The organism is Neobacillus sp. DHD-1R (genome assembly GCF_057747995.1).
The window spans coordinates 132,165-145,453 of sequence record NZ_CM173232.1; the positions used below are offsets into that span (position 1 = coordinate 132,165).

14 protein-coding genes are annotated in these 13,289 nt (G+C 44.5%); 11 read left to right on the plus strand and 3 right to left on the minus strand.

What is annotated here, in order from left to right:
- The first annotated feature begins 1 nt into the window (after position 1).
- The 7 genes from AC3ANL_RS00625 (at position 2) to AC3ANL_RS00655 (ending at position 6,357) form a co-directional block, all read left to right on the plus strand.
- Positions 2-1,234 carry a molybdopterin molybdotransferase MoeA gene (locus AC3ANL_RS00625; RefSeq protein ID WP_488327363.1) on the plus strand — a complete coding sequence of 411 codons (1,233 nt, stop codon included), beginning with the start codon at positions 2-4 and terminating at the stop codon, positions 1,232-1,234.
- 13 nt (positions 1,235-1,247) lie between these two features.
- Complete coding sequence (locus AC3ANL_RS00630) at positions 1,248-3,185, plus strand: molybdopterin biosynthesis protein (RefSeq protein WP_488327364.1); 1,938 nt, start codon at positions 1,248-1,250, stop codon at positions 3,183-3,185.
- Positions 3,182-3,649: a molybdenum cofactor biosynthesis protein MoaE gene (locus AC3ANL_RS00635; RefSeq protein ID WP_488327365.1), complete on the plus strand. Its 468-nt coding sequence runs from the start codon at positions 3,182-3,184 to the stop codon at positions 3,647-3,649. The genes AC3ANL_RS00630 and AC3ANL_RS00635 overlap by 4 nt, the downstream gene beginning before the upstream one ends.
- Positions 3,642-3,875: a molybdopterin converting factor subunit 1 gene (gene moaD / locus AC3ANL_RS00640; RefSeq protein ID WP_488327366.1), complete on the plus strand. Its 234-nt coding sequence runs from the start codon at positions 3,642-3,644 to the stop codon at positions 3,873-3,875. The genes AC3ANL_RS00635 and moaD overlap by 8 nt, the downstream gene beginning before the upstream one ends.
- 286 nt (positions 3,876-4,161) lie before the next feature.
- Positions 4,162-5,181 (plus strand): thiazole biosynthesis adenylyltransferase ThiF, encoded by a 1,020-nt coding sequence (locus AC3ANL_RS00645; protein WP_488327367.1) that lies wholly within the window; start codon positions 4,162-4,164, stop codon positions 5,179-5,181.
- Positions 5,182-5,552: 371 nt separating this feature from the next.
- A complete protein-coding gene (locus AC3ANL_RS00650) occupies positions 5,553-5,858 on the plus strand; it encodes a YwdI family protein (RefSeq protein WP_488327368.1) in 306 nt (101 codons plus the stop codon).
- A gap of 127 nt (positions 5,859-5,985) precedes the next feature.
- Positions 5,986-6,357, plus strand: coding sequence for a DUF423 domain-containing protein (locus AC3ANL_RS00655; protein ID WP_488327369.1), 372 nt, complete (start codon positions 5,986-5,988; stop codon positions 6,355-6,357).
- A gap of 50 nt (positions 6,358-6,407) precedes the next feature.
- Here the strand turns inward: AC3ANL_RS00655 and gerQ are convergent, their stop codons facing one another.
- Both gerQ and hemQ read right to left on the minus strand, forming a co-directional pair.
- On the minus strand, positions 6,408-6,875 hold the full coding sequence (gene gerQ / locus AC3ANL_RS00660; protein ID WP_488327370.1) for a spore coat protein GerQ: 468 nt from the start codon (positions 6,873-6,875) through the stop codon (positions 6,408-6,410).
- 316 nt (positions 6,876-7,191) lie between these two features.
- Positions 7,192-7,935: a hydrogen peroxide-dependent heme synthase gene (gene hemQ / locus AC3ANL_RS00665; protein ID WP_488327371.1), complete on the minus strand. Its 744-nt coding sequence runs from the start codon at positions 7,933-7,935 to the stop codon at positions 7,192-7,194.
- A 257-nt stretch (positions 7,936-8,192) separates the two neighbouring features.
- Here hemQ and pta point away from each other — a divergent pair, with 257 nt between their 5' ends.
- On the plus strand, positions 8,193-9,164 hold the full coding sequence (gene pta, locus AC3ANL_RS00670) for a phosphate acetyltransferase (RefSeq protein WP_488327372.1): 972 nt from the start codon (positions 8,193-8,195) through the stop codon (positions 9,162-9,164).
- Positions 9,165-9,488: 324 nt separating this feature from the next.
- Complete coding sequence (gene lipL, locus AC3ANL_RS00675) at positions 9,489-10,319, plus strand: octanoyl-[GcvH]:protein N-octanoyltransferase (RefSeq protein WP_488327373.1); 831 nt, start codon at positions 9,489-9,491, stop codon at positions 10,317-10,319.
- Between the two features lie 99 nt (positions 10,320-10,418).
- On the opposite strand, the gene AC3ANL_RS00680 is transcribed toward lipL, so the two are convergent.
- Positions 10,419-11,183 (minus strand): RsfA family transcriptional regulator, encoded by a 765-nt coding sequence (locus AC3ANL_RS00680; RefSeq protein ID WP_488327374.1) that lies wholly within the window; start codon positions 11,181-11,183, stop codon positions 10,419-10,421.
- Between the two features lie 321 nt (positions 11,184-11,504).
- Between AC3ANL_RS00680 and AC3ANL_RS00685 the strand changes: the two genes are divergently transcribed.
- Both AC3ANL_RS00685 and AC3ANL_RS00690 read left to right on the plus strand, forming a co-directional pair.
- Complete coding sequence (locus tag AC3ANL_RS00685; protein ID WP_488327375.1) at positions 11,505-11,726, plus strand: YuzB family protein; 222 nt, start codon at positions 11,505-11,507, stop codon at positions 11,724-11,726.
- A gap of 216 nt (positions 11,727-11,942) precedes the next feature.
- On the plus strand, positions 11,943-13,238 hold the full coding sequence (locus AC3ANL_RS00690; RefSeq protein ID WP_488327376.1) for an HD domain-containing protein: 1,296 nt from the start codon (positions 11,943-11,945) through the stop codon (positions 13,236-13,238).
- Positions 13,239-13,289: the final 51 nt, after the last annotated feature.

Here is a 13,289-nt window from a genome sequence, read left to right on the forward strand (position 1 = left end):
CATGCAATTTTTCAAAGTGAAAACAGTTGAAGAGACATTTTCCTTAATTGAGGAAATCATACCGGCGACGAAACAAACGGTGGTGAAGGAGCTTGCCGATGCACTAAACCTCATTTTAGCCGAACCGGTTACCGCAAAGGAAAATGTGCCGAGTTTTGATCGCTCAACTGTAGACGGATATGCTGTTCGTGCGAAGGATACGTATGGTTCCTCTGAATCCATGCCCGGCTTTTTAAATATAGCTGGCGAAGTAAAAATGGGTGAGGTTCCAACGGCAGTAGTTGCCCATGGCGGCGCTGTTTATGTACCGACAGGCGGCATGATGCCAAAGGGCAGTGACAGCGTGATCATGATTGAACACTGTGAGGACCTAGACCAGCTGCTAAATACGTACAAGCAAGTGGCACCCGGAGAAAACGTTATTCGCGCCGGCGAAGATATTAGAGAAGGAGAAGTTCTCCTCGAAAAGGGGACAAAGCTGCGACCGCAGGAATTAGGCGCGCTTGCCTCATTAGGGGTGACCCATGTATCCGTCTACCAAAAACTGAAGATCGGCTACCTTTCCTCTGGTGACGAAATTGTCCCATACCAAACGGAAACACTGGTAGAAGGGCAGATTCGCGATATCAACTATTTAACGATTGCCGGACTGGCGAAAGAATGGAATGTCGATGTCATCTACGGTGGCATTGTCCCTGATGACTTTGACGAATTTTGCCAGAGGGCGCGTGTACTCTATGATCAGGTTGACTGTTTAATCCTTTCCGGCGGCAGCTCGGTCGGGGCAAAGGACTATACAACCGATGTGATCCAATCATTAGGGGATCCCGGCGTTTTCGTCCATGGTATTTCCATCAAGCCAGGGAAACCAACGATTTTAGCCTTGGCCAATGGTAAACCAGTGATGGGACTTCCCGGACACCCGGCAAGTGCGATGATTATCTTTAGACTTTTCGGTGAGCGGATTTTACGAAAGCTAAAGGGTGAAAAAATGGACCGTAAACCCGAGCGCATTTTTGCAAAAATAACCAAAAATATTCCCTCGTCAATGGGACGAGCCGATTATATCCGCGTCCGCCTGTTTGAAAAGGATGGCGAATGGTGGGCCGAGCCGATACTTGGCAAATCAGGCTTAATCACCACATTGGTGAAAAGTGATGGCATCGTTGAGATTAGTTCAGAAAAAGAAGGAGTTTCACAGGGAGAATTTGTACCTGTGATTCCATCAAGGTAAGGGGGTCTTAAGTATGGAACAGAAACAGTACAAACGAAAAATTTATTTAGAAGATAAACCCCGAGCGGAAGCAAGAGTAGAAGTTCTGGCAGCTTCTCAGCTGACCTCTGAAATAGAAGAAATCTCAGCTGTTGATGCCTTAGGCCGCGTGACTGCAGCGCCCATTTTTGCCCATGTGTCGATGCCGCACTACCATGCTTCAGCGATGGACGGAATTGCCGTTGTGGCAGAAAACACATACAAGGCCCATGAGCAAAATCCACTCCAACTGAAGCTCGGCGAACAATTCGTCGTTGTCGATACTGGAAACGCGATTCCTGCTCCCTTTAATGCAGTGATCATGATCGAAAATGTCCATATCGTCGACGATGAAACAATTGAAATTATTGAACCTGCTACTCCTTGGCAGCATATCCGCCCGATTGGCGAGGATATTGTCCAAGAGGAAATGCTTTTTTCACAAGGGCATGTATTAAGGCCAGCCGATTTAGGTATCCTAGTGGCCGCACAGCAGCTGAAGGTAGCGGTTGTTAAAAAGCCAGTCGTAACGATTATACCGACCGGGAATGAATTGATCGAAGCAACTGCATCACTCTCTTCCGGGAAAATTATTGAATTCAATGGCACGGTCTTTTCCGGCTTTATTAAGGATTGGGGCGGCGAACCGAGACTGCATTCCATCGTCAAGGACGAACCGGAGAAAATTAAGCAAGTGCTCTTAGAGGCCGCAGAAACCTCCGATATCATCGTCATTAATGCCGGGTCATCGGCAGGACGAAAGGACTTTACCGTTCACATCATTGCGGAAATAGGCGAGGTCTATACCCATGGGGTCGCCGCACGGCCAGGTAAACCGGTCATTTTAGGAAAAATAAACGGAAAAATCGTTGTCGGCGTACCAGGCTATCCCGTTTCCGCGTACTTGGCGCTCGAATGGTTTGTCCAGCCGCTCATCTGCAAGTATTTAGGGATTTCTGTTCCAAAAAGACAAACCGTCACAGTCAAGCTTGGCCGCCGCATTGTCTCGTCAATGGGGGCAGAGGATTTTGTTCGAATGAATATCGGCTATGTGAATGGACAATATGTCGCCAACCCACTCACAAGAGCAGCAGGGGTAACGATGTCCTACGTCAGAGCAGACGGCCTATTAATCGTACCGCCCAATATCATTGGCTATGAGCAAGGCGATTCAGCAGAAGTCGAACTGCTGCGTCCGCTCGAAGAAATCAAAAATGCCATTGTCTTTTGCGGCAGCCATGATATGACCATTGACCTTCTATCAGCGGAGCTTAAGCGCGCCCGGACGGAAATGAAAATTGTCTCCTCCCATGTCGGCAGCATGGCCGGGATCATGGCGATACGAAAAGGCGAGGCCCATGTAGCGGGCATTCATTTACTCGACCCAGCCACAAAACAATACAATCTATCCTATGTAAATAGAATTTTAGCAGGCCAGGACGTCATTCTTTATCCTTTTTTAAAAAGGAAGCAAGGCTGGATCCTGCCACAGGGCAATCCCCTCAACATCGAGAACGTCACAGATGTAGTTCGGTCACACGCTAACTTTGTAAACCGGCAAAAAGGAGCGGGCACCCGCATTTTGTTTGATTTACTTTTGGAAGAAGCCGGTCTTACCGCTGAGGAGGTAATCGGTTATGACCGCGAAATGTTCTCCCATTTAGCAGTTGCAGCAGAAGTAAAAGGGGATCAGTGTGGTGCCGGGCTCGGCATTTATCCTGCCGCAAAGTCAATGGGCTTAGATTTTGTGCCGGTTGCCGATGAAGAATACGATTTATTGATGACGCGCAGCTTTTATGAAAGTGAAGGCGGCCGGCAGCTGATAGAGATCATTCAATCTGCAGCGTTTAAAGCGCAGGTTGAAAAAATTGGCGGCTACTTGGTCGTCCAAAATGCGGAGCCAAAGCGATTGGCCGAAGAGGTGAAAAAATGAAAATGTACGAAATCTCCAAGGACCCGATTGATATTCAAGCGGTCATTGATAAAGTCATTCAGCGTGAAGCAGGTGCGATTACCACTTTCATTGGGACTGTTCGCGAATTAACGAAGGGCAAGAAGACATTGTTCTTAATTTACGATGCTTATGAAGCGATGGCGGTTAAGAAGCTCGAGCAAATTGGTCAGGAAATTGAAGAACGATGGGAAGGCTCCCGTGTTGCGATTACCCACCGAGTCGGCCGGTTAGACATTACCGATATCGCCGTGGTGATTGCTGTATCAACGCCGCACCGCGCTGATGCTTATGAAGCGAACCGCTATGCGATTGAGCGTATTAAGGAAATCGTCCCAATTTGGAAGAAAGAGCACTGGGAAGATGGCGAAGCATGGATGGGCAATCAGCTAGAAACGGTTGCCTATCCGAGCGGTAAACCGGAGGCAGGTGATTTAGATGAATAAAGTCTTATTTTTTGCTCATTTGCGTGACGCCGTCGGCAGTGAATTTTTATCATTGGATGCGAGCGGAAAAACGGTAGCTGAATTGAAAGCGGAATTAGCTTCGAAGTATGACCTTCCCAAAATGGATACCGTTATGACAGCGATTAACGAAGAGTTTGCTTCAAATGATGAAGTCATAAAAGAAGGCGATGAGGTTGCCTTTATTCCTCCCGTAAGCGGCGGTTGATTTTTTAGCGTGCGGTTTCGTGAGTGGTGGGCTATTCGCAAATAAACCATGTGGATTCGCAAATAAAAAGTAGTTATTCGCAAATAAACGATGCAGATTCGCAAATAAACGTAACTTTTTCGCAAATAAGATTTGTGAATGAAAAAATGAACGATATATTTGCTTTAAAACTGAGTAAAATTCATTGCAATCATGGATTTTAAACGGTTTTGAGAGCTTACAGAAACGATTTTGCCCTAAAAGCTCGCAAAAGTGGCAAGTTTTCTTGACGATAGGGGGGAAAACGATGAACGAACGCTATTCAAGGCAGGTCCTTTTTCCGGGCATCGGCAAAGTGGGACAGGAGAAAATAAGCAGCAAGCATGTCCTCATCATCGGCGCCGGGGCTTTGGGCTCAGGAAGTGCTGAGGTGTTGACGCGGGCTGGAGTCGGAAAACTAACGATCATTGACAGGGATTATGTCGAAGCTAGTAATCTGCAGCGTCAGCAGCTGTACACGGAAGAGGATGTTGCTGAGAAGCTTCCAAAAGCAGCCGCAGCAGAAAAGCGGCTCCGGGCCATTAATTCAGACGTGGAAGTCCGGGCGATTATCGGCGACGCTACCCCAGCATTGCTTGAGGAACTGGCTGTCGGTGTCGATCTGATGGTAGATGCGACCGATAACTTTGAAACGCGGATGGCGATGAATGATGTATCGCAAAAATATAATCTCCCGTGGATTTACGGGGCTTGCGTCGGCAGTTTTGGGATGGGTTTTTCGATTATTCCCGGAAAAACACCATGCTTAAATTGTTTGTTGCGGTCGATTCCACTTCAAGGAATGACCTGCGATACGGGCGGGATTATTTCTCCTGCTGTGCAAATGGTGATTGCTCATCAAACAGCGGAGGCCTTGAAGATATTGGTCGAGGACTGGGACGCAGTGCGCACCTCCTTTGTCAGCTTTGATCTATGGCGGAACCAATATACCAGCTTAAAAATGTCAAAGGCGAAGTTTGCCGGCTGTTTATCCTGCGGCGAGGAACGGACCTATCCGTACCTAGACCGTGAGAACATGACGAAGACAACTGTGTTGTGCGGCCGCGATACGGTGCAAATCCGTCCCTCAAACGAGGGCGAGCTTTCCCTTGAGAGGCTTGCCGGCCAGCTTAGTTCGCTAGGATATCAGGTAAAAGGCAATCCCTATTTAATATCAGTAGAAATGGGCGGGGAACGTATGGTTATTTTTCAAGACGGCCGCGCCCTCATCCATGGTACCAAGGATTTAACCCACGCCAAATCCATTTATCAGCGAATATTAGGATAGTTTTGAACCCGTACCTTCAGTGGTGCGGGTTTTTTCCTTAAAAAAGGGCCTTGCTTTCATAAGTGACCTGTTAGTAGAAGGGAATTCTATGAAAAAAGGAGTTAATTCTACAAAAGTAAGGATGAATTCTACAAAAATCAGAGGCAATTCTACAAAATCCAGTGGTAATTCAACAAAAATCAATCATTATTCTACAAAAATTGGATATTAATCCCATTTTCGAAAAAATCGCTTATACAGCAAAATTCAAAATCCCAAATCGACATGTTTCACGTGAAACATGTCGATTGGTGGGAGGCGTGTCTATAATTTCGTAAAATAGCCAATAATCATGTAGAATATAGACGAGACTGAAATTAGAGGTGTCAAACATGAATATATCTGTCCATAAATTACTTGCCAAAATAGAAGATGAATTAAAGCTGGCCAAAAACAGCGCGAAGGAAGAAAACTTGCGAGAAAAAGTTTACTCTATTAAAATATTATGCGAACTGATCTTAGATGAAAAGTCGGCGCCGGAACATCGACAGGCACCGATTCAACCTGTGATTCCACAGCAGATCTATCAACAACCATTAATGACTCAGCCCGTCTTTCAACAGGCAGCCTCCATACAACAGCCTAAAAAAATAGAGATGGACGATGAGGCCAATGGTGATTCACTGCTAGATTTTTAAGTAGTTGGGTATTTACTACTCCGGGCTTGATTTTTAGGTGAAAAGTAGAAGTGTCCGCGAACTGATCGTTTTGGTTTGACCAAGAGGAGATTGGCATGGAAGCTAACGAAGGAAAGGGGATATTTACATGAAAACGTTTATTATTGTAGGGGCCATTAATGCCTTTTTGGCAGTAGCACTCGGTGCCTTTGGGGCACACGGATTAAAGGATAGGCTGGATGCACATTATTTAGAGATTTGGAAAACCGGCGTCACTTATCAAATGTTTCATGCCATAGGCATCCTGATTATCGGTCTGCTTCTTGGCAAAGTGTCCGCCAGCTCACTTTTTGGCTGGTCTGGATGGTTAATGCTCGCAGGAATTATTTTATTTAGCGGAAGCTTGTATCTTTTAAGCCTTACAAAAGTAGGTGTGTTAGGCGCGATTACGCCTCTTGGCGGGGTTTGCTTTTTAGCAGCCTGGGTCTTAATGATCGTTGGAGCGGTGAGGAATTTCTAATATTACAAAAGGCATTGGATTAGAGTCCAATGCCTTTTGTCTTTAAAAAATTATCTTGGCGGGAAGGTGCTCATGGATGGCCCGCCTCCGTATGGATATTCATACTCAATTTCCTCAGAGAAGGTAATGTAATCTACGGCTACCATTGGGATAAGGTAACGGGTGCCGCTCTGCGGGTCGCTTAAAATAACGTGATCTCTTCCGGCAGCTTCAATAATTCCTTTAAATTCTTTGGCATTCCATTGGGAGTTGCCTTCGAAGGTAGCAAATACAGTTACTAATTTTCCTTTGTTCAAACGCAGAATATTTTCGATGTATGACTGCTCAATCGGAAGCATTCCTGGGGATCCACTTGGCGGTGATGCTGGAAGCGACCCGCTAAAGGCTGGCGGAACTTGTTGAAAACTTTGTTGTGGCGGCATAAATCCTTGCCCGCCGCCAGCGATCGGTTGTGCTCCCTGCTGACCGGCGGCCCCAGTGTAAGGTTGAAATCCTTGAGGATTGTAATATTGGCTCATGTCTTTCCCTCCTAATAATAATTAAGGTTAATCGCTAATCTGAGTGACGCCCGCTTCCCCTTTTAATGGGATAAACGAACCGCCTAGCATCCTATCCATACTCCCTTGAACCCAATTTGGTTCCACATAAAAGGGTCTATTCTCACCTCTTTTTGATGAGACCTTCGGAGCTTTAACTATAGACTCGCTGTTTAAATAGTATGAGAGGATAGGGAGATTTATGACTTGGTTATAGGGTAGTAATCATAAAAAAGTTCTCAAGCCGGGGCCTGAGAACTTTTTTATTTCGATATGATTTCAGCAACTGGGGCTTTTTTTAAACGTGAAGGAATCGTGCTACGCGTTCTTCCTCTAACAGATTACCGACAAAGAAGGCACCAAATTCACCGTAGCGGGCGCTTACTTCATCAAAACGCATTTCATAAACGAGCTTTTTAAATTGGAGTACATCTTCTGCAAACAGGGTAACGCCCCATTCATAATCATCAAAGCCTACAGAACCAGTGATGATTTGTTTTACTTTACCAGCATATGTACGGCCAATCATACCATGGCTGCGCATGAGGCTGCGGCGCTCTTCCATCGGCAGCATGTACCAGTTGTCATTGCCTTGACGGCGCTTGTCCATTGGGTAAAAGCAGACATACTTTGCCTTTGGCAATGTTGGGTAAAGACGTGATTGTACATGTGGATTTTGGTATGGATCCTCATCGGATGGCAAATAGTTACTAAGCTCTACCACAGATACATAGGAATGAGCTGGAAGCGTGAATTCAGCTAATTTGGTTTTATTGAATTCGGTTTCAATTTCATTTAGTTCTTCCATGGTTGGGCGTAAGATCATCATCATAAAATCAGCTTTTTGGCCGACAATTGTATATAAAGCATGGCTGCCTTCTTTGCGTTCTTGTGTGTGGTTCCAACGTTCAACCAGACTTAAAAACTCATGAATGGCTGCTTCTCGCTCATCACTAGAGAGCATTTTCCAAGTTGTCCAATCAACGGTACGGAAGTCATGCAGGCAATACCAGCCATCCAGCGTTTGTGCTGCTTCACTCATTATAATCACTCCTAAATAATCATACTTTTTATCATCCTTAACTATACCATAGTTTGACCAAGTGGCGCCCTTTTGAAACTCTTAATGAAAGGATGTGGATATTTTTATAAAAAGGGGTAAATAGTAAAAGCGTGAGTGAAGTTTTTTGAAAACATAAATATTTAGGTGTAATCGCTTACCATTGTGTACTTAACTTGAATTTTCACCCTAGTAAAGTATGCTAGAAGAGGTAGTTTTTTTTAAGGGAGGATATTATTGTGAGTGACTTATTTGAAGGCTTAAAGCAAAAAATTTCTGGACGTGAATTGAAAATTGTTTTTCCAGAAGGATTAGATGAGCGGATTGTTCGTGCAGCAGCTCGTTTGGCTGAGGAAAAACTAATTACGCCGATCTTAGTAGGAAATATTGAACAAGTACAGGCAAAGGCGAAAGAGGTTGGTGTGACGCTCGAGTCAGCTGAAATTTATGATCCTGCCACATATGCTGGCATGGATGAATTAGTGGCTTCCTTTGTGGAACGCCGTAAAGGCAAAGCAACCGAAGAAGAAGCTCGTAAAATCTTGTTGGATGAAAACTATTTTGGCACCATGCTTGTCTATACCAATAAAGCACATGGTCTTGTCAGCGGTGCAGCCCATTCAACTGCAGACACTGTTCGTCCAGCATTGCAAATTATTAAAACTAAAGCGGGCGTGAAGAAAACATCTGGCGTATTCATCATGGTTCGTGAGGATGAAAAATATGTATTCGCTGATTGTGCGATTAATATTGCCCCAGACAGCAATGATTTAGCGGAAATCGCGATTGAAAGTGCAAAAACGGCTGAAATGTTTGATATCGAGCCACGTATTGCGATGTTAAGTTTTTCAACAAAAGGTTCAGCAAAATCTGAGGAGACAGAACGTGTGGTTGAGGCGGTAGCTGAAGCAAAACGCCGTGATGCTTCCCTTGTGTTGGACGGGGAATTTCAGTTTGATGCAGCGTTTGTTCCATCTGTTGCAAAAAGTAAGGCACCAGGTTCCGTACTGCGAGGCGATGCGAATGTATTTATCTTCCCAAGCCTTGAAGCAGGTAACATCGGTTACAAAATTGCTCAGCGTTTAGGCGGATTCGAAGCGGTGGGTCCAATTTTACAAGGCTTAAATGCGCCGGTAAATGACCTTTCCCGCGGCTGTAATGAAGAAGATGTGTACAAGCTGGCCTTAATTACAGCAGCACAAGGTTTATAATTTTAAATGAAGAGCTGGTCCGGCGGGCTGGCTCTTTTTTCTAAAGGATATGGGCGGAGCGATCCATTGAATGATGCGAAGCTCGACTTTTATTATATAAAAATTTATAAGTATTGGCTTCGAGAAATGTCCAGCTCCAGCGCCCTAGCGGCTAGTGTCCTTCGCTCTCCGCCCTACGATAAGTCAAGCACGAATGCGCCTCCGGCTCTTCGTGTTTCCTTTATCTCAGTTGGAGCGCCCCAGGCCATACGCCGCTGACCAGGGCGCTTGCGCTTTTCTTAAGTATGATAAAATAGGAGTATTCTTTATAAGGGGTTTTTTAGGATGGAAGGTTTACTGCGCCAGCCAGAATGGCGAGTTATTGACCAGTCTGCCATTGGTCCTCATTTTCAAGCATTACAATCATTTGGAATGGATGATACGTTGTGTGCATCGGTTGGTGCAGGCGAAGCGCCGGCCACGGCAAGGACGTGGGTTCATCATAATACCGTGGTTTTAGGCATCCAGGATACGAGACTGCCATTTTTACAAGAAGGGATCAAGTATCTTAAAGAGCAGGGCTATCAATCTATTGTCAGGAATTCGGGTGGACTGGCCGTTGTACTTGATGAAGGCGTCCTCAACATTTCGTTAATTTTTCCTGAAGCGGAAAAAGGAATTGATATCAATCGCGGCTATGATGTGATGTGGCAGCTGATTCAAACTATGTTTGCCGATTTCCCGCAGCAGATTGAGGCTCGGGAAATTGTCGGCTCTTATTGCCCGGGAAGTTACGATCTTAGTATAAATGGGAAAAAGTTTGCTGGCATTTCCCAGCGCCGCCTCAGGAAGGGTGTAGCGGTGCAAATTTATCTTTGTGTGTATGGCAGCGGCGAAAAACGAGCGGAGATGGTTAAACAATTTTATAAACTGGCTAAACAAGACGAGCCCACAAAATTTGCTTACCCGGACATTGTCCCTGAAGTGATGGCCTCATTGTCAGAATTGCTCGGAACCCCGTTCACCATTGCCGATGTGATGCTTCGGCTTTTACACCAATTAAAGGCTAATAGTGATGAATTATATACGGGCCAGTTAAATGAATACGAACTTGGCTTATTTTCTGGCTATTACCAACGGGTCATTGACCGGAATGAGAAAATTGCGGAAATGTAAAAAAGGATGTCTCAACAGGGTCTGACCCTTTTGAGACATCCTCTTCTATATTAAGGTTGCTGCACTTGCCTCTTCTCCCTTTACTCTCTCTAAAAAGGCTTACTCTGCTACCTTTTCTAGATTGCCGTTGCGATCCATTTTGAATTTAGTAGCAGGTCTTTCTTCTTCTTCAAATAAAACAAGTTTGCGAGCGCGATTCATGATTTTCATTAAGGTCTCGTAATCTTCTTGAATGGTTTCGGTATTCTGCTCGAGTCCCTCAATTTTTGCAGCCATTTCTTCATTTTGCTTACGTAGCTCTGCCATTTCTCTTTTTAATCTTTCATTCTCACTTTTTAATGCTTCATTTTGCAGATTGGCATGATGGAAGTTTTGTAAGTAAGAAATAACAGAATCAAGTGTCAGTCCTCCAGACGATGTTGTTGGTCTGTAGCTTGGCGCGGCTGGTTTGTAGCTGGAGGCCTCTGGTTTAACATAGGTTTCTACAGCGATCTCAGCTGTCAAATCTGGCATGTCAACCGGTGTTTCGAGCGGCAGTTCCATAGCCAATGGTGCGAGCGTGTCTAATTCTGCAGAAGCAGTAACGGGCGGATTGTAAAGTAACTTTTTCTTACCACCTTGGTCTTTGCCTAACACTCTTTGTCGTTGTTTCCGTTGCTTTTTAGCTAATTGTAAGGCTTTTTCATAGGTATGGCGGACGACGGCGTTCCATCTGAAGCCGCAGGCTGCCGAGGTGCGGTTAAGCTTGTCCCCTACCTCTTCAAAGGCATTCAGCTGGGTACTGCCTTCTCTTACATGCCTGAGCACCGTTTCAGCCAATAGGAGATCATTCTCATCTGTCCATGCATCTTGACGAACTTTCATATCTTTCAACTCCCTAAAATAATTTACAAATTGCCAGTCCAATATCTGACGTTTTTTTTTAAAAGTTCTAGTCTTAGGATTGACAAGTTTTTCAGGCTTTATACCAAAAGGATTAAAAGGATAGTAGATTTTTTAACTAAAAGATTTAGTAAGATTGACAAGAGTTGCTAAAGATTGCAACTTGCATTGAGAAAAAAGAAACTGTAAAATACCTATGGAGCTAGACACGTGTAGATAATTGATTTCGACAAGCTTATGTTGATTGCTTGTTGGATAAGATAAAGACTAGATAAAGATTGACCGCAGAAAGGATTGTTTGGAATGTCCAATGAATTTCGTGTTTGTGATGATTGCCAGGCCGTAAATTTAAAGACATTAATCCCTCGTTTGAAAGAAATTGACCCGGACGCTGAAATCAAAATTGGCTGTCAATCCTATTGTGGCCCTGGCCGGAAAAAGACCTTCGCCTTCGTCAACAACCGCCCAGTCGCTGCCTTAACAGAAGAGGAATTAATGGAGAAAATAAATAAAAAGATTAAATAATCACCCATCTACCAGAGCTCGGGTGATTTTTACTTTTATTGAGTTAATAATGGTGCCTGACACCATTTTTACTCTCATGGTGATGTAAAAGGTGCAAGGCACCAATGTCGAAAAATCCTGCGGAATTTTGTAGATATTTGGTATATAATAGGAATACTGAATACTGTCCGGTTGGCAGCAGGTAAGTTAGGAATGTAATGAGGAAGAGGGAATTCTATGCAATATTCGGCTGAAAAATTGATGGAAGAAAAAGTGTTTAAAGATCCCGTCCATCGCTATGTTCACGTCCGTGACCGTGCGATTTGGGATTTGATTGGCACAAAAGAGTTTCAGCGGCTGCGCCGAATCAAGCAGCTGGGAACCACCTTTTTGACCTTTCATGGTGCAGAACACAGTAGGTTCAACCATTCTCTCGGCGTATATGAAATTGTCCGCCGCATCATTGATGATGTATTTGCAGGCAGACCGGAATGGAATGACGATGACCGTCTTCTGACCCTCTGTGCGGCTCTTCTCCACGACCTTGGGCACGGCCCGTTTTCCCATTCCTTTGAAAAAGTGTTTGACTTTGACCACGAAGATTTTACCCGAGCCATTATCTTAGGCAATACTGAAGTGAACAAGGTGCTCTTGCAAGTAGGTCCTGAATTCCCTGCTCAAGTGGCTGAAGTTATTGCGAAAACATCCGAGAAAAAGCTGGTTGTTAGTATGATTTCCAGTCAGATTGATGCTGACCGGATGGATTATTTGCAGCGAGATGCCTATTTCACTGGTGTCAGCTATGGTCAATTTGATATGGAAAGAATCTTGCGGGTGATGCGGCCTAGGGAAGATCAGGTTGTCATCAAAAAGAGTGGTATGCATGCGGTTGAGGATTACATTATGAGCCGCTATCAAATGTACTGGCAAGTATACTTCCATCCTGTTTCGCGCAGTGCCGAGGTGATTTTAACGAAAATCCTCCATCGCGCTAAGCAGTTATTTGAAGAAAACTATGCATTTAAATATGAACCGATTCACTTTACGTCCATCTTCCATGAGCAAGTGACAGTAGAAGACTACTTAAAATTGGATGAATCCGTTATTCTATACTATTTTCAAATCTGGCAGGAGGAGGCCGACCCGATCCTAAGTGATCTTTGTCGGCGCTTTGTCAATCGCAATCTATTCAAGTATGCGGAATTTGACCCTGCGAAAGAATACAAGAAGCTTGCTAAATTAACTGCACTTTTCCAAAAAGCAGGGCTTGACCCTGAATATTATTTAGTTGTTGATTCATCGTCCGACTTGCCTTATGACTTCTATCGCCCCGGTGAGGAAGAAGAACGGTTGCCGATTAATTTATTGATGGAAAATGGGGACTTACGGGAGCTTTCCCGGGAGTCAGAGATTGTGGAAGCTATTTCGGGGAAAAGAAGAACGGACCACAAACTCTATTATCCAGCTGATATCCTTAAGGATGACGCGACAGAAAAAGAGCTTAAAAAGCAAATTCTAACCCTTTTAGAATAGTTAAAATGGTTAGGATGGTGGAAATCTTAGAATTGGTGCCTGACACCAAAA

What these genes read in the sequence shown, in the direction of transcription:
- AC3ANL_RS00625 (WP_488327363.1), top strand. Translation starts at nt 2, where the DNA reads ATGCAATTTTTCAAAGTGAAAACAGTTGAAGAGACATTTTCCTTAATT.
- AC3ANL_RS00630 (WP_488327364.1), top strand. Translation starts at nt 1,248, where the DNA reads ATGGAACAGAAACAGTACAAACGAAAAATTTATTTAGAAGATAAACCC.
- AC3ANL_RS00635 (WP_488327365.1), top strand. Translation starts at nt 3,182, where the DNA reads ATGAAAATGTACGAAATCTCCAAGGACCCGATTGATATTCAAGCGGTC.
- moaD (WP_488327366.1), top strand. Translation starts at nt 3,642, where the DNA reads ATGAATAAAGTCTTATTTTTTGCTCATTTGCGTGACGCCGTCGGCAGT.
- AC3ANL_RS00645 (WP_488327367.1), top strand. Translation starts at nt 4,162, where the DNA reads ATGAACGAACGCTATTCAAGGCAGGTCCTTTTTCCGGGCATCGGCAAA.
- AC3ANL_RS00650 (WP_488327368.1), top strand. Translation starts at nt 5,553, where the DNA reads ATGAATATATCTGTCCATAAATTACTTGCCAAAATAGAAGATGAATTA.
- AC3ANL_RS00655 (WP_488327369.1), top strand. Translation starts at nt 5,986, where the DNA reads ATGAAAACGTTTATTATTGTAGGGGCCATTAATGCCTTTTTGGCAGTA.
- gerQ (WP_488327370.1), bottom strand. Translation starts at nt 6,875, where the DNA reads ATGAGCCAATATTACAATCCTCAAGGATTTCAACCTTACACTGGGGCC.
- hemQ (WP_488327371.1), bottom strand. Translation starts at nt 7,935, where the DNA reads ATGAGTGAAGCAGCACAAACGCTGGATGGCTGGTATTGCCTGCATGAC.
- lipL (WP_488327373.1), top strand. Translation starts at nt 9,489, where the DNA reads ATGGAAGGTTTACTGCGCCAGCCAGAATGGCGAGTTATTGACCAGTCT.
- AC3ANL_RS00680 (WP_488327374.1), bottom strand. Translation starts at nt 11,183, where the DNA reads ATGAAAGTTCGTCAAGATGCATGGACAGATGAGAATGATCTCCTATTG.
- AC3ANL_RS00685 (WP_488327375.1), top strand. Translation starts at nt 11,505, where the DNA reads ATGTCCAATGAATTTCGTGTTTGTGATGATTGCCAGGCCGTAAATTTA.
- AC3ANL_RS00690 (WP_488327376.1), top strand. Translation starts at nt 11,943, where the DNA reads ATGCAATATTCGGCTGAAAAATTGATGGAAGAAAAAGTGTTTAAAGAT.